Below are 20,933 nucleotides of genomic sequence, written 5' to 3' on the forward strand. Positions count from 1 at the left end.
ACGAACAACCCGAAACGGAGAGTTACATGGCAATTATCGAAGTGAAAGTTCCGCAATTGTCGGAATCGGTTGCAGAAGCGACCCTGTTGCAGTGGCATAAGAAAGTTGGCGAAGCAGTCGCCCGTGACGAAAACCTCATTGACATCGAAACCGACAAGGTGGTGCTTGAGCTTCCCGCGCCGGACGCCGGCGTGATCGTTGAAGTGATCAAAGCTGACGGCAGCACCGTCGTGGCAGGCGAAGTGATCGCCAAGCTCGACACCGAAGCCAAGGCAGGCGCCGTTGCCGCCCCGGCTGCAGCGGCCGCTCCGGCAGCCGCGGCTCCCGCACCTGCCGCTGCAGCGGCACCCGCACCGGTATCGGCGTCCGCTGCCGTCATCGCGATGCCCGCCGCCGCAAAGATGCTGGCCGAGAACAACATGAGCGCCGCGCAGGTTGCCGGTACAGGCAGGGATGGCCGCGTGACCAAGGGTGACGTGATCGGCGCGCTGCAGAACAAGCCGGCTGCCGCTCCCGCCCCGGCACCCGCCGCCGCACCGAAGCCTGCGCTGCAGCAGGTTGCCGCGCCGGTCAGCCTGAATCTGGCCAACCGTCCGGAAGAGCGCGTGCCGATGAGCCGCCTGCGCGCGCGTATCGCCGAGCGCCTGCTGCAGTCCCAGTCGACCAACGCGATCCTGACCACGTTCAACGAAGTGAACATGCAGCCGGTCATGGACCTGCGCAACAAGTACAAGGACAAGTTCGAGAAGGAGCACGGCGTCAAGCTCGGCTTCATGTCCTTCTTCGTCAAGGCCGCGGTCGCCGCGCTGAAGAAGTACCCGATCCTGAACGCTTCCGTCGACGGCAATGACATCGTCTACCACGGCTACTTCGACATCGGTATCGCGGTCGGCTCGCCGCGTGGCCTGGTGGTGCCGATCCTGCGCGATGCGGACCAGATGACCATCGCCGACATCGAGAAGAAGATCGCAGAATACGGCGTCAAGGCCAAGGACGGCAAGCTGACCCTGGAAGAACTGTCCGGCGGCACCTTCTCGATCTCCAACGGCGGCGTCTTCGGCTCCATGCTGTCCACCCCGATCATCAATCCGCCGCAATCCGCCATCCTCGGCGTGCACGCGACCAAGGACCGTCCGGTGGTCGAGAACGGCCAGATCGTGATCCGCCCGATCAACTACCTGGCGATGTCCTACGACCACCGCATCATCGACGGCCGCGAAGCCGTGCTCGGCCTGGTGGCGATGAAGGAAGCGCTGGAAGATCCGGCGCGCCTGCTGCTGGACCTGTAAGTCGTCACGCCATGCGCACACGGGACAGGGGTAACCTGTTCCGTGTGCGTTGTCCATTCTGCGGAAATCTAAGGTACGAACATGTCGAAAAATTTTGATGTCGTGGTCATCGGCGGCGGTCCCGGTGGCTATATCGCTGCAATTCGCGCGGCGCAACTCGGTTTCTCCACTGCCTGCATCGACGACTGGAAGAACGCCAAGAACGGCCCGGCGCCGGGCGGCACCTGCACCAACGTCGGCTGCATTCCGTCCAAGGCGCTGCTGCAATCCTCCGAACATTACGAGCACGCCGGCCATACCTTTGCCGATCACGGGATCGAGGTCAAGGGCCTGGCGATGAACGTCGGTCAGATGCTCGCGCGCAAGGAAACCATCGTCAAGCAGAACAACGACGGCATCCTGTATCTGTTCAAGAAGAACAAGGTCACTTTCTTCCACGGCCGCGGCTCCTTCGTGAAGGGCGACGCGAACGGCTATGAGATCAAGGTGGCCGGCGCGTCCGAAGAAACCATTACCGGCAAGCACATTATTGTCGCCACCGGCTCCAATCCGCGCGCGCTGCCCGGCGCGGCCTTCGACGAGAAGCTGATCCTGTCGAACACCGGCGCGCTCGACATCGACGCGGTGCCGAAGAAGCTGGGCGTGATCGGCGCCGGCGTGATCGGCCTCGAAATGGGCAGCGTGTGGCGCCGTCTCGGCGCGGAAGTGACCGTGCTGGAAGCGCTGCCGACCTTCCTCGGTGCCGTCGACGAACAAATCGCCAAGGAAGCGCACAAGCTGTTCGTCAAGCAGGGCCTGGTCATCAGCCTCGGCGTGAAGATCGCCGCGATTACTGCCGGCAAGAAGGATGTCACCGTCGAGTACACCGACGACAAGGGCAACGCGCAGAAGGCGGTGTTCGACAAGCTGATCGTGTCGATCGGCCGCGTGCCGAACACCATCGGCCTGAATGCGGAAGGCATCGGCCTGAAGCTCGACGAGCGCGGCTTCATCGCGGTCGACGGCGACTGCAAGACCAACCTGCCGAACGTCTGGGCGGTGGGCGACGTGGTGCGCGGCCCGATGCTGGCGCACAAGGCGGAAGAAGAGGGCGTGGCGGTTGCCGAGCGTATCGCAGGGCAGCATGGCCATGTGAACTTCAATACAATTCCCTGGGTCATATATACATCCCCGGAAATCGCGTGGGTCGGCAAGACCGAGCAGCAGCTGAAGGCGGAAGGCGTGGCCTACAAGGCGGGCACCTTCCCGTTCATGGCCAACGGTCGCGCCCGGGCCCTCGGCGATACCTCCGGCATGGTGAAGTTCCTGGCCGATGCCAAGACCGATGAAATCCTCGGCGTGCACATTGTCGGCCCGATGGCCTCCGAACTGATTTCGGAAGCCGTCGTGGCGATGGAATTCCGTGCGTCGGCGGAAGACATCGCCCGCATCTGCCATGCTCACCCGTCCCTGTCCGAATCGACCAAGGAAGCCGCGCTGGCGGTCGACAAGAGGTCGCTCAACTTCTAAGGAGATCACATGCGCCGCCTGATCCTGTTGCTGCCCCTGGCCATTGCAGCCTGCGCGACGACCGGATCGAGCGGCGGCAAGATCGACATAGAAACGGCAGCCCGGGGCCAGCCCGTGGCGGGCGCCAACTGCAATGTCAACCTTGGCTCTGCGAACTGGAATGTGGTGACGCCGGCGTCGATCGAGGTGGGCGGCGGCAGTGGCGACCTGCGTGTGGTCTGCAACAAGGAGGGCTACCGGACGTCGGAAACCATCTTCCGTCCGTCCGGGCCTTACGGATCCAATCTTGGTCTCGGCGTGGGCGGAGGCGGCGGCAACGTCGGCGTGGGCGTCGGGCTGAACTTCCCGATCCGCTTCGGTGGCGGATCGTATCCGTCACGCGTGACGGTCGAACTGAATCCGCAATAGGATGAAGCGCGGCAGGCTGCTGCCGCCGCGGCATGAAGGACATCCGGTGCATGCCGGCTGTCCGGGCCGGAATGATGGAATGGGCGAGCGCGACTCGCCCATTTTTGCGTAACTGCCGAAAACAAGGCGGAACGAGGCTGCCTCCCATGGCGGCTGCAACTAGCGAAACGCACGATATGAACGTCAGGGAGTTTTACGAGCATGCGCTCGCACAGCGCGGCTACCAGTCCGATGAAGCGCAGGGCCGTGCGGTGGACCGGCTGCAGCGCGCCTATGACGAATGGGTCGCCTACAAGTCGCAGCGGTCGAGCAAGCTGAAGCGGCTGATCAGCCGTCCCGAGGTGCCGCGCGGCATCTACATGTGGGGGGGAGTAGGGCGCGGCAAGTCTTTCTTGATGGACAGTTTTTACTCCGTCGTGCCGGTGGTGCGTAAGACCCGCCTGCACTTCCATGAATTCATGCGCGGGGTGCATCGGCAGCTTGACGACCTGAAGGGCGTCGCCGATCCCTTGGACGAGGTGGCGCGCCGCATCGCCAGGAAGTACCGCCTGATCTGCTTCGACGAATTCCACGTGTCGGACATTGCGGACGCAATGATCCTGTATAACCTGCTCAAGGCATTGTTCGACAACGGCGTCTCCTTTGTGATGACCTCGAACTACATGCCGGACACGCTGTACCCGGACGGCCTGCACCGCGACCGCATCCTGCCGGCGATTGCCTTGCTCAAGGACAAGCTCGACATCCTGAATGTCGACGCCGGCGTGGACTACCGCAAGCGTGTGCTGGACCAGGTCGAGGCCTATCACACACCGCTCGGCGCGGCGGCCGACCAGGCCTTGCGTACCGCGTTCGCGACGATTGCCGAGAGCGCCGACGAGGATCCCCGCATCCAGATCGAAGCCCGCGAAATCCGTGCGCTGCGGCGCGCCGGCGGGGTGATCTGGTTCGATTTCGGCACGCTTTGCGGCGGCCCGCGCTCGCAAAACGATTACCTCGAAATCGCCAGCCAGTTCCACACCGTCATTCTTTCCAGCGTGCCCCGAATGTCCGCCGCGATGTCGTCGGAAGCAAGACGCTTTACCTGGCTGATCGATGTGCTGTACGACCACAAGGTCAAACTGCTGATGTCGGCTGAAGTCGAGCCGGATCAGCTGTACACTGAAGGAATGCTGGCCAACGAATTTCACCGCACCGTTTCACGCATCATCGAGATGCAGTCGTCCGAGTACATGGATAGCGAACGGCGCGACGTCGCCGGATCGCTCGCATGAGGAAGGCAATGCATCCCCTGCCGAAAACGGATCAAAAGAGCTCCCACCGCCCGATGGCGGCGCATGCCTTCTCCCTCCTTCTGACCTTCTTCATCGCGCTGCCTGTTCCTCGCGCGAACGCGGAGAACGCCGACGGCGACCCGGTCAACGCGGTCGTGCAGCAATATCCCACCGGATCGATTCGTTCGACGGCGCAGGCGGACGCGGCGCTTTCCGCTGTGCGCGACGCGCGGCAGCAGGTCGAAGCGCGCTATGCTGCCGATGAAAGCGCATGCCATTCCCGGTTTTTCGGATCGAACTGCATTGACGCCGCTCAGGAGCGCCGCCACCGGCGCATGTCCCGGCTGCACAAGTTGGAAGTCGAGGCGAATGCGTTCAAGCGGCAAGCCCGGGTTGCGGAGCGGGACAAGGCACTGGCCGAGCGCCAGGCCAGGGAGGAGGCCAAGCGGCAGCAGGCAGAGCGCGAGGAAGCGCGGCCGCCGGCAGCGCAGCGCGAACCCGCAGAACCCGTGCGCAAGCGCGTCGGGACCTCCGACGACCGCCAGGCGCGTCACGAAGCAAGGCTGCAGCGCATCCGGGAAGAGGAAGCGGCCCGCGCACAAGAGCGCGCGGAGAACGTTGCCGCTTACGAAAGAAAGGCGCAGGACGCGCTTGAGCGGCAGCAGAAAGTGGCCGAGCGCAAGGCGGAAAAGGAACGCAAGCGCATGAAGAAAATGGAGTCGCAGCCGGCGAGTCCGTCGAAACCGGAATAAGCCTCGGCCGTTACGCGGTTATACCGCGCGCTTCATTTTCTCGGCGGTATACGGTTTGGCCTGCGCAGGCGGCTCGACCAGCTTGACGATGGCAAGCGTGCAATTGTCGCCCTTGCCGTCGGTCGCGCGCTCGCGAGCTTTGGTGATCAGCATTTCGGACGCCTGCCGTGGCGTGTTGGCGGCGACCGCGGCTGCCAGCTCCGCGTCGGAAAAGTAGTGCCAGAGTCCGTCGCTGCATAGCAGGAACGCGTCGCCGGCCTTCAAGCCCTCGTGGCGCCGCAGGGTCACCTGTGGTTCGCTCTCGTGGGAGCCGAGTGCGCTGACCAGCACATTCGCCAGCCGGTGGTTTTGTGCTTCCTGACGAGACAGTTTCCCCTGTCGCACCAGCATTTCCACGTACGAGTGATCAGTCGTCCTGTCCGCGCAGTTCGGGCCATCGAAGCGGTATAGGCGGGAATCGCCGACATGGGCCCACACCGCGGTGCGATGCGGCGTGATGACCAGCGCGACCATCGTGCTGTGCGGTTTCTTTTCCGAAGAAAACGCGGTCAGCTTGATGATGGTATGCGCGTCATGCGCAATCGTGGCGAGCAGTTTTTCGACGTCGTCGGTCTGCGGCGAAAACAGGTCGAATGCCTGCTTCGCGGTGCGGATGACCTGCTCGGCGGCGAGCGCGCCTCCGCTCAAGCCCCCCATGCCGTCCGCGACGACGGCCATCAGGTAGCCGGGCGCGCGGGGCGCGGTGAACAGGGCGGCCCTGTCCTGCTGCTCATGGCGGTCGCCGATGTGTTGCCCGGTGCCGGCTTCTATCTTGTATTGGCTCATGGAATCGGCTGGTTTACACTGGTGCGGAAAATTATTGCACGGCGATAAGAAAGCAGGTGTTGCTGTAGAGTTTTGTTACACCTCCCAAGCCTTGTCCATCATTGCGCACGGTTGTGGCAAAGAAGCGATACGGAATTGACCGCTCGCGATGCTCCCGCCCCGGATCGCTAGCCTCGCCGGGTTTTCACTCTTAAAATATCCACTACCAGCCGCAGCCGACAACGACATCATGATCCGAACGGAAGAAATACAGCGAAAAATCGTCGAACTCGAGGTCGAACACCGCGATCTCGATGCCGTGATCGAATTGCTCGCCCGCGACATGCTGCACGATGAGCTCCAGCTGCGACGGTTGAAAAAGCGCAAGCTGCAGCTCAAGGATCACATCACGTTATTAAAAATGCAACTGGTGCCGGATATTCCCGCCTGATTCATTCCCTCACGCTCATCCCATCTTCCGGCAGCCCCGCCTTGACAGAAAACACCGCACTACCGCCCGATCCCGGCGTACACGACACTGATATAGAGCAGTTGTTTGATGATAATGGTCCGCTGAGCCAGGCGGTTGCCGGCTTTCGCCCTCGGCAGTCGCAAACCGAGATGGCAAAGGCGATCGCGGCCGCGATTGCGCATCAGCAAACCCTGATTGCCGAGGCAGGCACAGGGACCGGCAAGACCTTCGCCTACCTCGTGCCGGCGCTGCTCTGGGGCGGCAAGGTGATCCTGTCGACGGGTACCAAGAACCTGCAGGACCAGTTGTACCTTCGCGACATTCCCACCGTGCGCAAGGCCCTGAATGCGCCGGTCTCGGTGGCCTTGCTCAAGGGGCGCGCCAATTATGTCTGCCATTTCCATCTCGAACGCACCCTGCAGAACGGGCGCCTGACCGCGCGCGAGGATGTCGGCTACCTGCGCGACATCGCCCGCTTCGTCAAGACCACGAGTTCGGGCGACAAGGCTGAACTCTCGCGCGTGCCCGAGACTGCATCGGTGTGGAACCTTGTGACGTCCACGCGCGATACCTGCATGGGCGCCGAATGCCAGTATTACCAGGATTGCTTCGTGATGAAGGCGCGCAAGGAAGCGCAGCAGGCCGACGTGGTGGTCGTCAACCATCACCTGTTCTTCGCCGATGTCGCGCTCAAGGATACCGGCGTGGCGGAGCTGCTCCCCTCGGCCAATACCGTCATCTTCGACGAAGCGCACCAGCTCCCGGAAACCGCCACCCTGTTTTTCGGCGACACCGTTTCGACGTCGCAGGTGCTCGAGCTGTGCCGCGATGTGCTGGCCGAAGGCCTTGCCCATGCGCGTGACGGCGCCGACTGGGGCAAGCTCGTTTCGACCGTGGAGCGCGCCGCACGCGACCTCCGACTCGCTTTTCCGCAGGATGTGGTGCGTCTCGCGGTCGGTCAGATCGCGCCTTCGAGCGCTTTCTTTCCCGCGCTCGAAAAGCTTAGAGATGAACTGGATGGCATGATTGCGGTACTGGAGACGCAGGCCGAGCGTGCCGAAACGATCGAGCAGTGCCGCGCCCGCGCAATCGAACTTTCGACCCGGCTGGAAGCATGGGATGCCGCGAAGTCCGCGGCGCCGGCTGATGTCGCCCCCGAGCAGGAACGGGTGCTCTGGGTCGAAGCGTTTTCGTCTTCACTGCAATTGCACCAGACACCTCTTTCCATTGCGCCGATCTTCAGCAAGCAGCGCGAAGGATCACCGCGGGCATGGATCTTCACGTCGGCAACCCTCGCGGTGAAGAACGATTTCAATCACTATGCATCCCAGATGGGCTTGTGGAACGAGCCTGCCCAGACCTGGCCGAGTCCATTCAACTACGGCGAGCAAGGGCTGCTGTACGTCCCGGAGAACCTGCCGCAGCCCAACTCCCTCGAGTACACCGACGCCGTCATCGATGCCGCGCTGCCGATCATCGAGGCGTCCGGCGGGCGCGCCTTCCTGCTCTGCACCACCATCCGCGCAGTCAACCGCGCCGCGGAGCGCCTGCGCGAGGAATTCGACAAGCGCGGCCTGGCGTTCCCGCTGATGGTGCAGGGCGAGGCCGGCCGCACCGAACTGCTCGACCGCTTCCGTGCCGCCGGCAATGCGGTTCTCATCGGCAGCCAGAGCTTCTGGGAAGGCGTGGACGTGCGCGGCGAGGCGCTGTCGCTGGTCATCATCGACAAGCTGCCGTTCTCGCCGCCCGACGATCCGGTCCTTGCCGCGCGCATCGACGCGCTGGAAAAGAAGGGCTTGAACGGCTTCGTGCACCACCAGCTGCCGGCAGCCATCATCAACCTCAAGCAGGGCGCCGGCCGCCTGATCCGGGACGAAACCGATCGCGGCGTGCTGATGATATGCGACCCGCGGCTGATTTCCAAACCTTACGGCCGCCGCATCTGGCAAAGCCTGCCGCCATTCCGCAGGACGCGCGACGCGGCTGTGGTGAAAGCATTCTTCAGCGGGGAGCCGGAGCATCAGCCGGTTGCCTCAGGCGGATGACGCGACGCGTTGCCGGAATCGGCGAATCACAGTGAAAACCTGGCGCAGACTGGATATACTTGTCCGGTCTGCAAGCCGGACGCGTGCCGGGGCCCGGAACGACGGGGCAGGGAGCAGGCAATTGGAAGGGGGACATGGCAGATCCTGTTGTTTCATTGATGCCCGTACGGCCGGCCGAGCTCGCCGTAGGCAAGCCCTTGTCGCAGGCGATCTACGACTGGCACGGCAAGCTGCTGCTGCAGGCCGGCTGCGTCATCGAGACGAAGAGCCAGCTCGAGGGCCTGATCGAAAACGGCTACATCCACGACTCCGCATGGGACCTCAGGCCAAAGCAGGCGCCGGACCCGCTCCTGACTTCGCCTTCGAGGCGCCCGTCCGCTTCCACCGAGGCGCCGGCCGAAGCGGACCAGGGGCAAGCGGGCAAGGAAGTCATCGTCGGCCTGGACGACGTGCGCTGGTATGTCGGCGAGACCCTGTACCTGCAACTGATCGACAATCCCTCGGTGCGTTATACCGTGCGGCTCATCGGCTATGTCAAGAACAAGACGGTGATGGTCACCGCGCCGGCCGTGGACGGCAAGCTCTCGTTCGTGCGTGACGGCCAGACCTTCGTCGTGCGCGCCTTCTCCGGCAAGAAGGCCTATGCGTTCATCACGTCAGCGGTGAAATCTTTGCACTCGCCGCATCCCTATCTCCATCTCGCCTATCCGAAGGAGGTGCGCTGCACCGTGGTGCGGCGCGGGGTACGCGCACAGGTGTCGATCATCGCTTCGGTCACGCTCGGCACGCCGGAGCGCACCGGGGCGGCCATGTTGACCGACCTATCCATGGGCGGTACGTCGGGAACGATCAAGCAGGTTCTGGGGCAGAAGGGCGAGGAGGGCCTGATCAAATTCAAGGTGCATGCAGCCGGGCAGGATGAATTCCTGAGCCTGAAGATGGCCTTGCGTTCGGTAACGCCGGCGGAAAACGGCGAGGGCCACCGGCACGGCTTCGAATTCCTCGACGTTTCCATCCACGACAGGCTGATCCTGTCTGCATTCGTGCACCAGATCCTTGCCGAAGGAGAGTAACGCTCTCCCGCGGCATATGGCAGGAGAGCAGTCCGGTTGGCGTTATTTCTGCGGCTGGATGACAACCTTGCCGGTCACCTTGCGTGCAGCCATGTCGCTCAACGCGCGCGGGGTATCGGCGAGTGCATAGCGGCCCGAGATGTGCGGGCGGATCTTCCCTTCTGCCATCCATCCCATCATCTGCACCATCGCCGCCAGGTTGGCTTTCGGCTCGCGCTTGGCGAACTCGCCCCAGAACACGCCGACCAGCGATGCACCCTTGAGCAGCGGCAGGTTGAGCGGCAGCTTCGGAATCTCGCCATTCGCAAAACCGATCACCAGGTAGCGGCCGCGCCATGCGATTGACCGGAACGCCGGCTCGGCGTAGACGCCGCCGACCGGATCGTAGATCACGTCCGGCCCCTTGCCGTCGGTTGCTGCCTTGATCGCTTCGCGCAGGTCCTGCGTCGTGTAGTTGATGGTCGCATCGGCGCCATGCTCCTTGCAGACCGCGAGCTTTTCATCGGTAGACGCGGCGGCGATCACGCGCGCCCCGAGCGCCTTGCCGATTTCAATGGCCGCCAGCCCGACGCCGCCGGCGGCGCCGAGCACGAGCATGGTTTCGCCGGCCTTGAGCTGGGCGCGGTCGACCACCGCATGATGCGAGGTGCCGTAGGTCAGCGTGAAGGAGGCGGCGGTATCGAAATCGAGGCCGGGCGGCAGCGGTACGACGGCGGGCTCAGGGACTGCGATCTGCTGGGCAAATGCACCGAGACTCACGAAGGCAAGCACCTTGTCTCCGGCCTTGAAACGCTTCACGCCTTCGCCCACCGCCCGCACCACGCCGGCGAGTTCGCTGCCCGGGGTGAACGGCAGCTCCGGCTTGAACTGGTACTTGTTCTGGATGATCAGGACGTCAGGGAAGTTGACGCCCGCGGCATGGACATCGATGGCGACTTGTCCGGGGCCGGGGACGACATCCGGCAGGTCTTCCACGGTCAATGTTTCGGGCAACCCCCAGGACTTGCAGACAATCGCTTTCATCGTGTCTCCTTGCTATTGGAATTAAAAAAAGAACGGTCGTTTCATTTTAGGCGGATGCCGCAAAATGTCAATATCCGTTCGGGGCAGGCAGGTGGTTCGGTTAAAATTCGCGTATGAAAATTCTCGTTAGTAATGACGATGGTTACCTCGCGCCGGGAATCATCGCCCTGGTCGACGCCTTGCGGCCCATCGCCGAAATCGTCGTTGTCGCGCCCGACAGCAATCGTTCCGGCAGTTCGAATTCGCTGACGCTGGACCGCCCGCTTTCCGTGTACCGCGCCGAGAACGGCTTTTACTTCGTCAACGGCACGCCGTCCGACTGCGTGCACGTCGCGTTGACCGGGGGGCTGGCCTTCAAGCCGGACCTGATTGTTTCCGGCATCAACCAGGGGCAGAACATGGGCGACGACACTCTGTATTCCGGCACTGTCGCCGCTGCCACCGAGGGCTTCCTGTTCGGGATCCCGGCAATCGCATTTTCCCAGGTCGAGAAGGGCTGGGCGCATGTCGACGACGCGGCGCGCGTCGCCCGCGAATTCGTCGAGCGTCACTTCGAGCTGCTGCCGAAACCGTATTTATTGAACGTCAATATCCCCAATCTTCCGTACGAGCGTATTCGCGGTACCCGGCCGACCCGGCTGGGCAAGCGGCATGAATCGGAGCCGGTGATCAAGACGCAGGACCCGCACGGACGCGAGATTTTCTGGATCGGGCCGGCTGGCAGGGCAAAGGATGCCGGCGAAGGCACGGACTTCCACGCGGTCGCCGGCGGCTACGTGTCGGTAACGCCGCTGCAGATCGACCTGACCCACAACGCGCAGCTCGACATGCTCAAGATGGGATTGTCATGACGGGCAAGGACAGACGCTTCCCTCTGCCGCTGTCTTCCGTGGTCGAAAAGCCGGCAAAGAGTGCGCGCAGCCAGACAGTGGCGTCGATGAAGGTTGCCACCCCGCAGACCGCGACCAAGAACGCGGCGCAGAATGTGGCGCAGCAAGCAGTACGTCCGCGGCCGGTGGAGCCGGCAGCCGAACGGCCCCGTGCCGCCGCAGCGCCGGTCGCCGCACGCGCCGAACCTATGGTGTCCGGGACGGTACGCGCGGCGATGGTGGCGCGGGTTGCGAAGCAGGGTGTCAAGGATGCGAAGGTACTGGCTGCGCTGGAGGCAGTACCCCGGCATCTTTTCGTGGAACCCGCGCTCGCCAGCCAGGCATACATCGACGCATCGCTGCCGATCGGGCATCACCAGACGATCTCGCAGCCTTATATCGTCGCCCGGATGATCGAAGTCATGCGCGCCAATTCAAACGGCGGCGCACTCAACAAGGTCCTCGAGATCGGCACCGGCTGCGGCTACCAGGCCGCGGTGCTGTCGCTGGTGGCGAAGGAAGTGTATTCGATCGAACGCATCAAGCCGCTGCATGAACTGGCCAAGTCCAACCTGCGTCCGCTGCGCATTGCCAATATCCGGCTGCAATATGGAGATGGTATGCTTGGGCTTGCTCAGGCGGCGCCGTTCGACGGTATTATCCTGGCGGCGGCGGGACTCGAGGTGCCGCAGGCGTTGCTGGAGCAGCTGGCCATTGGCGGCCGCCTGGTCGCCCCGGTGGGGGCACGTCATCAGGTGCTGCAGTTGATCGAGCGCGTCGGAAAATTCGAATGGACGAATACCACGCTGGAAGATTGCCATTTCGTCCCCTTGCGCCCCGGCGTGGTGTGATCCTGTTTCAAGCTGAAACACCGGTCGACGCGACGGCGCCAAATGATTAACAGTATGAGAATGAAAAAAGCACGTTTCGTATTCTGGACCGTATTGCCGGCATTGCTCGCCGCTTGCACCATGCAGCCCCGCCAGCCGGCTCCGGTGGTGGATCGCCCGGTACCGGTGCGCCCCGCGGAACCGCCGAAACCGGTGGCGCAACCCGCCGCTCCGGCGCCGGTGACCAAGCAGGCCGAGCGCGGCTATTACACGGTGCGCCGCGGCGATACCCTGATCCAGATCGCACTCGACTTCGGCCAGAATTACCGCGACCTCGTCGCTTGGAACAACCTTGCCAATCCGAACGACATCAAGGTCGACCAGGTATTGCGCGTCCTGCCGCCGGAAGGCGCGCCGCAAACCGGCAGCGTGACGACCAATTCCGGCGTCGAGGTGAAGCCGCTCGGCACGCCGCCCGGCCAGAACAAGTCCGGGCCGAAAGGGGAAAAACGGCCTTACTCCGAAGCTGCACTGGCGGAAATGCAAAAGCCGGATGCCAGCACGCCGCCGGTCGCCAAGGTGGACCCGAAGCCCGCTGAAAGGCCGCAGGAAACGCAGCCCGTGCCCCTGCCGGATGACGAAAACATTGCCTGGATCTGGCCGGCCGAAGGCAAGATCATCGGCCACTTCGGCGAGGGCAAGCGTGGTATTGATATTGCCGGCAAGATGGGTCAACCGGTTTTAGCGGCGGGATCGGGGAAAGTGCTGTATGCTGGGAGCGGTATTCGTGGTTATGGCAATCTGGTGATTGTCAAACATTCCAACAATCTGCTGTCCGCCTATGCGCACAATAAAACCATCTTCGTGAAAGAAGATCAAAATGTGACCAGGGGACAAAAGATTGCCGAAATGGGTAACTCCGATTCCGACGAAGTAAAACTGCATTTCGAGATTCGTCAGCAAGGTAAGCCAGTCGATCCGTCAAAATTTTTGCCAAGCCGCTAAATGAATCGCCGTCCACACGATCCCCTCGATGATGATGCAACGTCGGACGACATGGCCGATGATCTTCCGCTCAATGTTGCTGACGAAGGCGACACGGAACTGATCGACGATGGGGACGACGGCGGAGAGCGCGGCCGCGCCGCCGCGGATCCGGTGGATGAGCTCAAGACCGTGCTCGCCGCGGAACTCTCGACCGACACGACACAGCACTATCTCAACCAGATTGGCGCGCGTCCGCTGCTGACGGTCGAAGAAGAAGTCCGTTACGCGACGCTGGCCAAGCAGGGAAATTTCGAAGCCCGTCAGAAAATGATCGAGCACAACCTGCGTCTGGTCGTGTCGATCGCCAAGCACTACATCAACCGCGGTGTGGTGCTGCTCGACCTGATCGAAGAGGGCAACCTCGGCCTGATGCGCGCGATCGACAAATTCGAGCCGGAACGCGGTTTCCGCTTTTCGACCTATGCGACCTGGTGGATCCGGCAAAGCATCGAACGCGCGATAATGAATCAGGCTCGCACGGTGCGCCTGCCGGTTCACATGGTGCGCGAGCTGAACCAGATCCTGCGCGCCAAATACCATCTTGAAGCCCAGCATCACGACGGCAAGGATGCGTCGGCGGAAGACATTGCCCATCTGGTGGACCGCCCGGTGGAAGATGTGCAGGACATCCTGGCGCTGTCCGAACATGCAACCTCGCTCGACGCGCCGCTGGACAACGATCCGCAGGCCAGCCTGATGGACATGCTGCCGGGCGACAGCGAGGACGGCCCGGACTCGCGTGCCGAGCACCATGAAATGACGGTGCTGGTGCACGATTGGCTCAAGAAGCTGCCGGACAAGCAACGCGTGGTGATCGTGCGCCGCTTCGGCCTCGACAACGACGATCCCGCCACGCTTGAAGAGCTGGCGGCGGAAATGAGCGTCACGCGCGAACGCGTACGCCAGATTCAGCAAGAAGCGCTGGTCAAGCTCAAGCGCGCACTGACCGCCCGCGGCGTCGGCAAGGACGCATTGTTGTGATCCCGGTCCTGGTATTCGACATCGAGACGATTCCCGATGTTGCCGGCCTGCGCGTGCTGAACGACCTGCCGTCGTCGATGTCCGATGCGGATGTTGCCGCCAAGGCCTTCTCCGACAGGCGCGAAAAAACGAATTCCGATTTCCTCCAGCATCACCTGCACCGCGTCGCGGCCATTTCCTGCGTGTTCCGCGACGACGAGGGCTTCCGCGTCCGTTCGATCGGCTGCTTGGAGGACCAGGAACCGAAGCTGGTCAACGACTTTTTCCGCATCATCGACAAGTACACGCCGCAGCTCGTATCGTGGAATGGGGGCGGTTTCGACCTGCCGGTCCTGCATTATCGCGCGATGATCAACGGCGTCGTCGCGTCCCGCTACTGGGAAATGGGCGAGGAAGACCGCGACTTCAAGTGGAACAACTACCTGAGCCGTTATCACACGCGCCATCTCGACCTGATGGACCTGCTTGCGCTCTATACGGGCCGTGCCAATGCGCCGCTCGATGACCTTGCCAAGCTGTGCGGCTTTCCCGGCAAGCTCGGGGTGGACGGCTCGCAAGTGTGGACGCTGTTCCAGGAAGGCCGGTTGAAGGAAATCCGCGACTACTGCGAGACCGACGTGGTGAACACCTATCTGGTGTATTGCCGCTTCCAGTTGATGCGCGGCGCCATCACCCGCGACGCGTACAATACGGAAATCGAGCTGGTCCGGTCATCGCTCGGCGCGCTCGACGGCCCGCACTGGAAAGAATACCTGGCGGCGTGGCGGCCCGCGCCGTGACCTGAACCCTGCCGAACTCTTGTTTAGTATCCGGGCCGGCAGTGCCCGGCCATTCATTTTTCCTGATCATGCAGCAAAATATCATCGACATCGAATCCCTCGACATGGAAGGCCGCGGCGTGGGCCACCAGCAGAACGAGGACGGTACGCCGGGCAAGGTGATCTTCGTGGAGGGCGCGCTGCCCGGCGAGCGCGTCGGCTTCCAGTCCTTCCGCAGGAAACCGAAATGGGAGGCGGCGACGCTGACCGAACTGCGTCGCGAGTCATCGCTCCGGGTGGAGCCGAAGTGCGCCTATTTCGGCATTTGCGGCGGATGCGCGATGCAGCACCTGGAGCCGAGCGCGCAGGTGGCGATCAAGCAGCGCGTACTCGAGGACAATCTATGGCACCTTGGCAAGGTGCGGGCGGAACGGATGCTGCGTCCGATCTTTGGTCCGACCTGGGGATACCGCTACCGGGCTCGCTTATCGGTACGCAATGTGCAAAAGAAGGGCGGCGTGCTGGTCGGTTTCCATGAGCGCAAGTCGTCTTATATCGCCGACATGAAAACCTGCGAAATCCTGCCGCCGCATGTCTCGTCCATGCTGGTGCCGCTGCGGAAGCTGGTCGCATCGCTCACCATCTATGAGCAGATGCCGCAGATCGAGCTGGCAGTGGGGGAGGGGGTTACCGCGTTAGTGATGCGCAACATGGCACCCCTGACGCCGGAGGACGAGCAAAAGCTCAAGGTGTTTGCCGACGAATACCGGATCCAGTGGTGGTTGCAGCCGAAGGGTCCGGACACGGTGTATCCCTTCTATCCGGCCGATGTGCAGCTGCATTACGCATTGCCCGAGTTCGGCATCCGCATGCCGTTCAAGCCAACCGATTTCACCCAGGTCAATCACCATATCAACCGCGTACTCGTGGCCAAGGCCTTGCAGTTGCTGGAAGTGCAGCCGCAAGACCGGGTGGCAGACCTGTTTTGCGGGCTCGGGAATTTCACATTGCCGCTGGCGACCCAGGCCAGGGAGGTGGTCGGTATCGAAGGCAGCACAACGCTCACCGAGCGCGCGCTGGAGAATGCCCAGGCCAATGGCGTGGCGCAAAAGACCTCCTTCCATTGCCGCAACCTGTTCGAAGCCACGCCGGAACAGTTCGCCGCGCTGGGCAGGTTCGACCGCATGCTGATCGATCCGCCGCGCGAAGGCGCGCTGGCCGTCTGCCAGGCGATCGTCGGCATGGGGGAGGCGCAGCCGGACATGAAGCCGAAGCGCATCGTCTACGTGTCCTGCAATCCGTCCACGCTGGCGCGCGACGCCGGTTACCTGGTCCATCAAGGCGGTTACCTGCTGCGGCAGGCGGGTGTGGTGAACATGTTCCCGCACACTGCTCACGTGGAATCGATCGCCGTATTCGACCTCGCGTGACGTCTTTCCGAAAATAAAAAAAGCCGGCCATCAAGGCCGGCTTTCTTGTCTGCGCGCTCAGTCGTTCTCGCCGCCGGCGAAGCCCAGCAGGGCCAGCAGGTTGCTGAAGATGTTGTACACGTCGAGGTAGATCGCCAGGGTGGCGGTGATGTAATTGGTCTCCCCGCCATTGATCACCTGCTGTACGTCATACAGGATGAAGGCGGAGAAGATGCCGATTGCGAGCACCGAAATCGCCAGGTACAGCGCGGGCAGCTGCAAGAATACGTTGGCCAGCGCGGCGACCAGAATCACCAGCACGCCGGCGAACAGCCATTTCCCCATGCCCGAAAAGTCACGCTTCGACACGGTCGCGATCGATGCCATCGTCGCGAAGATCGCTGCCGTGCCGCCGAAAGCGGTCATGATCAACGAGGCGCCGTTCGAGAAGCCGAGGATGTGACCGATCAGGCGCGAGAGCATCAGGCCCATGAAGAAGGTGAAGCCGAGCAGGAAGGCGATGCCGAGTCCGGAATCCTTGGTTCTCTGAATTGCATAAAAGAAACCGAATGCGATTGCCAGAAAAACCATGAAGCCGATGAAGGGGCTGCCGGCAAAGAACGTAAACCTGAACTGCACGCCGAGCCATGCGCCAAGCACGGTCGGGATCATGGACAGCGCGAGCAGCCAGTAGGTATTGCGCAGCACGCGGTGGCGCACAAGCAGCGCGTCGCGGGTGGCGCCGTAGGTTTGCTGCAGTTGATGGTCCATATTGCCTCCGATAATGTTTGAACAACAGTTGCTGGTAAAAGCATAGCATGTCTGCAGTATAGGATGGCTGCGGCAGGATGAAGTTCTGGTATCGAATGGCTGGAAGAAACGGTGGAAAGGCTTTAGCGATGGGCTTTCGTGCTACAATAGAAGGTTAGTTGATTTCTCAAGTGGCAATCTTAACCCTTTATTTTTATTGGAGTTTTTACAGATGGCAATCGAACGCACCCTGTCGATCATCAAACCGGACGCAGTCGCAAAAAACGTTATCGGCCAAATCTACACCCGCTTTGAAAACGCCGGCCTGAAAATCGTTGCCGCGCGCATGGCGCAACTGTCGCGCACGGAAGCGGAAGGCTTCTACGCCGTGCACCGCGAGCGTCCCTTCTTCAAGGACCTGGTCGACTTCATGGTTTCCGGTCCGGTCATGATCCAGGTGCTCGAAGGCGAGAACGCGATTGCCAAGAACCGCGAACTGATGGGCGCGACCGATCCGAAGAAGGCCGACAAGGGAACCATCCGCGCTGACTTCGCCGACTCCATCGACGCCAACGCCGTTCATGGCTCGGACGCTACCGAGACCGCGCAGGTCGAAATTGCGTATTTCTTCCCGGCTCTGAACGTTTATTCCCGCTAACTTGCTATTGCGCTCACCTTGGACTGCCTCTCAATTCAAGGATGAACGCATAATGAAACACACTTATGACGGCTCTCACCAATCTGCTGGATCTCGATCCCGCGCAACTCGTTGCCTATTGCGGCGAGTTGGGTGAGAAGCCGTTTCGCGCAAAGCAGTTGCAGCGCTGGATACACCAGTTCGGCGCGAGCGACTTCGATGCGATGACCGACCTGGCGAAATCGCTGCGCGACAAGCTCAAGACGCGCGCGCTCATCACCGCACCCCAGGTCATCACCGACCATACCTCGGCTGACGGCACCCGCAAGTGGCTGCTCGACGTCGGTCAGGGCAACGCGGTCGAAACCGTATTCATTCCCGAAGAAAACCGCGGCACGCTGTGCGTGTCGACCCAGGCTGGCTGCGCGGTCAACTGCCGCTTCTGCTCCACCGGCAAGCAGGGCTTCAGCCGCAACCTTACCGTCGGTGAAATCATCGGCCAGCTCTGGATGGCTGAATTCGCGCTGCGCCGGGCCAAGGGCATCGAGCCTGGCCCGAAGGGCGAGCGTCAGATCACGAACGTCGTGATGATGGGCATGGGCGAGCCGCTGCTGAATTTTGAGCCGACGGTCACCGCACTCAAGCTGATGCTGGACGACAATGCCTACGGCTTGTCGCGCCGCCGAGTGACGGTATCGACCAGCGGCGTGGTGCCGATGATCGACAAGCTGTCGCAGGATTGTCCGGTGGCGCTGGCGGTATCGCTGCATGCATCGAACGACGCGTTGCGCGACGGCCTCGTGCCCCTGAACCGGAAGTATCCGCTGCGCGAACTGATGGCCGCCTGCCGCCGCTATCTCGAGTACGCGCCGCGCGATTTCATCACCTTCGAATACTGCATGCTGGACGGCGTCAACGACACCGACGAACATGCCCGCGAACTGGTTGCGCTGGTGCAGAACGCTGCCGCACCGGTGCCGTGCAAGTTCAACCTGATTCCGTTCAATCCTTTCCCCGAATCCGGCCTGAAGCGATCCAACAACGCGCGCATCAAGGCGTTCGCGCAGGTGCTCATGGATGCGGGCATCGTGACCACCATTCGCAAGACGCGCGGCGACGACATCGACGCCGCGTGCGGCCAGCTTGCGGGCGAGGTGCAGGACCGCACCCGGGTGCAGGAACGCATGCAGAAAATGGCGGAATACCAGAAGAAGTTCGGCAAGAATTTCGGTCGTATCATCGAGGTGTCGAAGTGACAGCAAACCGGTTTGTTCGATTGCTTGCTGCGTCAGGCATTGCAGTGTGCTTGATTGCGGGATGTGCTTCCGGTCCCGGTGCCGTTGTGCCGGACGAGCCGCCCGCCAGCGCGGACCAGACCGACAGCCAGCGGCGCGCGCGCATCCGCCTGCAGCTTGCCGTCGGTTACTATGAGCAGCGCCAGATGAACGTGGCGCTCGATGAAATCCGGCAGGCGCTGGCCGCCGATCCGAATTTCGCCGATGCGTACAGCATGCGCGCGCTGATCTACATGGACATGGGCGAGAACAAGCTGGCGGAGGAGAACTTCCTGCAATCGATCCGCCTGTCGCCAAACACCCCGGACTTCAACAACAACTACGGGTGGTTCCTGTGCCAGAACGGCAGGGAAAAGGAATCGATCAATTACTTCGAGGCGGCGCTGAAGAGCCGCGCCTATCAGTCGCCGGCAAAGGCACTGCACAATGCCGGCATCTGCAGTCTCAAGCTGAAGAACCGGGCTGCGGCCGAGCGCTATTTATCGCAGGCATTCCAGTACGACCCCGCCAATCCATCGACCAATACCAACCTGGCCAGGATCTATTTCGACCAGGCGGATTATGAGCGCGCGCGCTTCTATATCAGCCGCGTGGTGAAGGCGGATGTGCTGACCGCTGACGTGCTGTGGCTGGCGATCAAGATAGAACGCAAACTCGGCGACCGAGCGGCGGAAACAAGCCTGGCGACGCAGCTGCGTCGCCGCCATGGGGGCTCCGCCGAATTCGCGGCCTATCAACGCGGAGCATTCGATGAGTGATTCTGAAGTCAACGACCAGCCGGCGGCGATGCCGGTTGAACCGGATGCCGGCATGAAGAAGGTATCGCCCGGCGCGCGGCTTGCCGCCTACCGGGAGGAGCGCGGCTGGACAGTCGAGCAGGTGGCCAGCCAGCTCAATCTGGCCCCGAGGCAGGTCGTCGCCATCGAGCAGGACGATTACCCCGCCTTGCCCGGCATGCCGATTGTGCGCGGATTCGTGCGCGCCTATGCGAAGCTGTTGAAGGTCGATGCGGCCCCGCTGCTTGCGGATCTGGGAGGCGAGACCGTGCTCGTGCACGACTCCCTGGCGCCGAGGAAGACCCTGTCCACGCCGTTTTCCGAAGCCCGCCTGCCGTCAATGAACGAACGTCCCGGCCTTTCCTCCAGGTGGGTGGTCGGGGCCCTGCTGGTCATCCTGCTGGGAGTCGGGATCTGGGCGGCGCGGCACGGCAGCGTGAGCACGCCGGATACCCCCGCCACGGCGCCGATGGACAAAACTGGTGCTTCGAGCGCGCCCGGCGCTGCCGGCGATCAGGTGCAGCCAGCCCCGGGGAAGGACGAGAGCCATGCGGAACCGGCTGCTGCGGCCGCCAATCCCGCTCCTGCCGCTACCGCGCCGGCCGGCGCCCAGGACGCCGTACCTGCGGTTCCGGCATCCGAAGCCAAGCCGGCGCCCGCAGCCGCACCGGAATCGCTTTCAGCCGTCGGCAAGGACGCATTGCAGATCAAGGCGCGCGAAGATTCATGGGTCGAGGTGCGCCGGGCGGGCAACGGCGGCGTGATCGTATCGCGCGTGGTGAAGGCGGGTGAAACGGAAAATGTAGAAGTGACCGAACCGGTATCCGTCGTCATCGGCAACGCTGCCGGCGTGGACGCGACCTTGCGCGGCACACCCCTTGAATTGAAATCGGGCTCGAGAAGCAACGTTGCCCGCCTCAACCTGAAGTAAG

General features: G+C 62.5%; 21 protein-coding genes. 18 read left to right on the forward strand and 3 right to left on the reverse strand.

Annotated features, from left to right (window positions below):
• Nucleotides 1-26: 26 nt before the first annotated feature.
• From odhB to VEC01_RS16275, 5 genes are all read left to right on the forward strand, one after another.
• Nucleotides 27-1,289, forward strand: a complete 1,263-nt coding sequence (gene odhB, locus VEC01_RS16255) for a 2-oxoglutarate dehydrogenase complex dihydrolipoyllysine-residue succinyltransferase (protein ID WP_324901952.1) — start codon at nucleotides 27-29, stop codon at nucleotides 1,287-1,289.
• A gap of 81 nt (nucleotides 1,290-1,370) precedes the next feature.
• Complete coding sequence (gene lpdA, locus VEC01_RS16260; RefSeq protein WP_324901953.1) at nucleotides 1,371-2,798, forward strand: dihydrolipoyl dehydrogenase; 1,428 nt, start codon at nucleotides 1,371-1,373, stop codon at nucleotides 2,796-2,798.
• Nucleotides 2,799-2,807: 9 nt separating this feature from the next.
• On the forward strand, nucleotides 2,808-3,206 hold the full coding sequence (locus VEC01_RS16265; RefSeq protein WP_324901954.1) for a hypothetical protein: 399 nt from the start codon (nucleotides 2,808-2,810) through the stop codon (nucleotides 3,204-3,206).
• Nucleotides 3,207-3,382: 176 nt separating this feature from the next.
• Nucleotides 3,383-4,480 carry a cell division protein ZapE gene (gene zapE / locus VEC01_RS16270; RefSeq protein ID WP_324902005.1) on the forward strand — a complete coding sequence of 366 codons (1,098 nt, stop codon included), beginning with the start codon at nucleotides 3,383-3,385 and terminating at the stop codon, nucleotides 4,478-4,480.
• Nucleotides 4,477-5,232 (forward strand): hypothetical protein, encoded by a 756-nt coding sequence (locus VEC01_RS16275; protein WP_324901955.1) that lies wholly within the window; start codon nucleotides 4,477-4,479, stop codon nucleotides 5,230-5,232. The genes zapE and VEC01_RS16275 overlap by 4 nt, the downstream gene beginning before the upstream one ends.
• Before the next feature lie 18 nt (nucleotides 5,233-5,250).
• Here VEC01_RS16275 and VEC01_RS16280 read toward each other — a convergent pair whose 3' ends face one another.
• Complete coding sequence (locus tag VEC01_RS16280; RefSeq protein WP_324901956.1) at nucleotides 5,251-6,057, reverse strand: PP2C family protein-serine/threonine phosphatase; 807 nt, start codon at nucleotides 6,055-6,057, stop codon at nucleotides 5,251-5,253.
• 229 nt (nucleotides 6,058-6,286) lie between these two features.
• Here VEC01_RS16280 and VEC01_RS16285 point away from each other — a divergent pair, with 229 nt between their 5' ends.
• From VEC01_RS16285 to VEC01_RS16295, 3 genes are all read left to right on the forward strand, one after another.
• On the forward strand, nucleotides 6,287-6,487 hold the full coding sequence (locus VEC01_RS16285) for a YdcH family protein (protein WP_324901957.1): 201 nt from the start codon (nucleotides 6,287-6,289) through the stop codon (nucleotides 6,485-6,487).
• 170 nt (nucleotides 6,488-6,657) lie between these two features.
• On the forward strand, nucleotides 6,658-8,553 hold the full coding sequence (locus tag VEC01_RS16290) for an ATP-dependent DNA helicase (RefSeq protein ID WP_324901958.1): 1,896 nt from the start codon (nucleotides 6,658-6,660) through the stop codon (nucleotides 8,551-8,553).
• 134 nt (nucleotides 8,554-8,687) lie between these two features.
• Nucleotides 8,688-9,626 carry a flagellar brake protein gene (locus tag VEC01_RS16295; RefSeq protein WP_324901959.1) on the forward strand — a complete coding sequence of 313 codons (939 nt, stop codon included), beginning with the start codon at nucleotides 8,688-8,690 and terminating at the stop codon, nucleotides 9,624-9,626.
• Nucleotides 9,627-9,668: 42 nt separating this feature from the next.
• Here the strand turns inward: VEC01_RS16295 and VEC01_RS16300 are convergent, their stop codons facing one another.
• Nucleotides 9,669-10,649 carry an NADPH:quinone oxidoreductase family protein gene (locus VEC01_RS16300; protein ID WP_324901960.1) on the reverse strand — a complete coding sequence of 327 codons (981 nt, stop codon included), beginning with the start codon at nucleotides 10,647-10,649 and terminating at the stop codon, nucleotides 9,669-9,671.
• A gap of 113 nt (nucleotides 10,650-10,762) precedes the next feature.
• Between VEC01_RS16300 and surE the strand changes: the two genes are divergently transcribed.
• The 6 genes from surE (at nucleotide 10,763) to rlmD (ending at nucleotide 16,564) form a co-directional block, all read left to right on the forward strand.
• On the forward strand, nucleotides 10,763-11,500 hold the full coding sequence (gene surE, locus VEC01_RS16305; RefSeq protein ID WP_324901961.1) for a 5'/3'-nucleotidase SurE: 738 nt from the start codon (nucleotides 10,763-10,765) through the stop codon (nucleotides 11,498-11,500).
• Complete coding sequence (locus tag VEC01_RS16310) at nucleotides 11,497-12,369, forward strand: protein-L-isoaspartate(D-aspartate) O-methyltransferase (RefSeq protein ID WP_324901962.1); 873 nt, start codon at nucleotides 11,497-11,499, stop codon at nucleotides 12,367-12,369. The genes surE and VEC01_RS16310 overlap by 4 nt, the downstream gene beginning before the upstream one ends.
• 60 nt (nucleotides 12,370-12,429) lie before the next feature.
• Nucleotides 12,430-13,353: a peptidoglycan DD-metalloendopeptidase family protein gene (locus VEC01_RS16315; RefSeq protein ID WP_414691465.1), complete on the forward strand. Its 924-nt coding sequence runs from the start codon at nucleotides 12,430-12,432 to the stop codon at nucleotides 13,351-13,353.
• Complete coding sequence (rpoS, locus tag VEC01_RS16320) at nucleotides 13,354-14,376, forward strand: RNA polymerase sigma factor RpoS (protein WP_324901964.1); 1,023 nt, start codon at nucleotides 13,354-13,356, stop codon at nucleotides 14,374-14,376.
• A complete protein-coding gene (locus VEC01_RS16325) occupies nucleotides 14,373-15,155 on the forward strand; it encodes a 3'-5' exonuclease (RefSeq protein WP_324901965.1) in 783 nt (260 codons plus the stop codon). Before rpoS ends, VEC01_RS16325 begins: the two co-directional genes overlap by 4 nt.
• 68 nt (nucleotides 15,156-15,223) lie before the next feature.
• Complete coding sequence (gene rlmD, locus VEC01_RS16330; protein WP_324901966.1) at nucleotides 15,224-16,564, forward strand: 23S rRNA (uracil(1939)-C(5))-methyltransferase RlmD; 1,341 nt, start codon at nucleotides 15,224-15,226, stop codon at nucleotides 16,562-16,564.
• A 57-nt stretch (nucleotides 16,565-16,621) separates the two neighbouring features.
• On the opposite strand, the gene VEC01_RS16335 is transcribed toward rlmD, so the two are convergent.
• A complete protein-coding gene (locus VEC01_RS16335) occupies nucleotides 16,622-17,314 on the reverse strand; it encodes a Bax inhibitor-1/YccA family protein (RefSeq protein WP_324901967.1) in 693 nt (230 codons plus the stop codon).
• A 211-nt stretch (nucleotides 17,315-17,525) separates the two neighbouring features.
• On the opposite strand from VEC01_RS16335, the gene ndk reads away from it, so the two are divergent.
• The 4 genes from ndk (at nucleotide 17,526) to VEC01_RS16355 (ending at nucleotide 20,932) form a co-directional block, all read left to right on the forward strand.
• Entirely contained in the window at nucleotides 17,526-17,951 is a 426-nt protein-coding gene (gene ndk, locus VEC01_RS16340; protein ID WP_324901968.1) for a nucleoside-diphosphate kinase, read from the forward strand.
• Nucleotides 17,952-18,016: 65 nt separating this feature from the next.
• Complete coding sequence (rlmN, locus tag VEC01_RS16345) at nucleotides 18,017-19,186, forward strand: 23S rRNA (adenine(2503)-C(2))-methyltransferase RlmN (RefSeq protein WP_324901969.1); 1,170 nt, start codon at nucleotides 18,017-18,019, stop codon at nucleotides 19,184-19,186.
• Nucleotides 19,183-19,983, forward strand: a complete 801-nt coding sequence (pilW, locus tag VEC01_RS16350) for a type IV pilus biogenesis/stability protein PilW (RefSeq protein ID WP_414691466.1) — start codon at nucleotides 19,183-19,185, stop codon at nucleotides 19,981-19,983. Before rlmN ends, pilW begins: the two co-directional genes overlap by 4 nt.
• Entirely contained in the window at nucleotides 19,976-20,932 is a 957-nt protein-coding gene (locus VEC01_RS16355; protein ID WP_324901971.1) for a helix-turn-helix domain-containing protein, read from the forward strand. The genes pilW and VEC01_RS16355 overlap by 8 nt, the downstream gene beginning before the upstream one ends.
• The last annotated feature ends 1 nt before the right edge of the window (nucleotide 20,933 follow it).

This window comes from Noviherbaspirillum sp. (assembly GCF_035627455.1).
Classification (GTDB): domain Bacteria; phylum Pseudomonadota; class Gammaproteobacteria; order Burkholderiales; family Burkholderiaceae_D; genus Noviherbaspirillum.

Excerpts from the sequence above, each read along its gene's own strand:
- VEC01_RS16265 (WP_324901954.1), top strand. The coding sequence starts at position 2,808 with ATGCGCCGCCTGATCCTGTTGCTGCCCCTGGCCATTGCAGCCTGCGCG.
- VEC01_RS16335 (WP_324901967.1), bottom strand. The coding sequence starts at position 17,314 with ATGGACCATCAACTGCAGCAAACCTACGGCGCCACCCGCGACGCGCTG.
- VEC01_RS16315 (WP_414691465.1), top strand. The coding sequence starts at position 12,430 with ATGAAAAAAGCACGTTTCGTATTCTGGACCGTATTGCCGGCATTGCTC.
- VEC01_RS16300 (WP_324901960.1), bottom strand. The coding sequence starts at position 10,649 with ATGAAAGCGATTGTCTGCAAGTCCTGGGGGTTGCCCGAAACATTGACC.
- VEC01_RS16275 (WP_324901955.1), top strand. The coding sequence starts at position 4,477 with ATGAGGAAGGCAATGCATCCCCTGCCGAAAACGGATCAAAAGAGCTCC.
- odhB (WP_324901952.1), top strand. The coding sequence starts at position 27 with ATGGCAATTATCGAAGTGAAAGTTCCGCAATTGTCGGAATCGGTTGCA.
- rlmN (WP_324901969.1), top strand. The coding sequence starts at position 18,017 with ATGACGGCTCTCACCAATCTGCTGGATCTCGATCCCGCGCAACTCGTT.
- VEC01_RS16310 (WP_324901962.1), top strand. The coding sequence starts at position 11,497 with ATGACGGGCAAGGACAGACGCTTCCCTCTGCCGCTGTCTTCCGTGGTC.
- VEC01_RS16280 (WP_324901956.1), bottom strand. The coding sequence starts at position 6,057 with ATGAGCCAATACAAGATAGAAGCCGGCACCGGGCAACACATCGGCGAC.
- lpdA (WP_324901953.1), top strand. The coding sequence starts at position 1,371 with ATGTCGAAAAATTTTGATGTCGTGGTCATCGGCGGCGGTCCCGGTGGC.
- VEC01_RS16355 (WP_324901971.1), top strand. The coding sequence starts at position 19,976 with ATGAGTGATTCTGAAGTCAACGACCAGCCGGCGGCGATGCCGGTTGAA.
- ndk (WP_324901968.1), top strand. The coding sequence starts at position 17,526 with ATGGCAATCGAACGCACCCTGTCGATCATCAAACCGGACGCAGTCGCA.
- surE (WP_324901961.1), top strand. The coding sequence starts at position 10,763 with ATGAAAATTCTCGTTAGTAATGACGATGGTTACCTCGCGCCGGGAATC.
- rpoS (WP_324901964.1), top strand. The coding sequence starts at position 13,354 with ATGAATCGCCGTCCACACGATCCCCTCGATGATGATGCAACGTCGGAC.
- VEC01_RS16295 (WP_324901959.1), top strand. The coding sequence starts at position 8,688 with ATGGCAGATCCTGTTGTTTCATTGATGCCCGTACGGCCGGCCGAGCTC.
- VEC01_RS16285 (WP_324901957.1), top strand. The coding sequence starts at position 6,287 with ATGATCCGAACGGAAGAAATACAGCGAAAAATCGTCGAACTCGAGGTC.
- VEC01_RS16290 (WP_324901958.1), top strand. The coding sequence starts at position 6,658 with ATGGCAAAGGCGATCGCGGCCGCGATTGCGCATCAGCAAACCCTGATT.
- zapE (WP_324902005.1), top strand. The coding sequence starts at position 3,383 with ATGAACGTCAGGGAGTTTTACGAGCATGCGCTCGCACAGCGCGGCTAC.
- rlmD (WP_324901966.1), top strand. The coding sequence starts at position 15,224 with ATGCAGCAAAATATCATCGACATCGAATCCCTCGACATGGAAGGCCGC.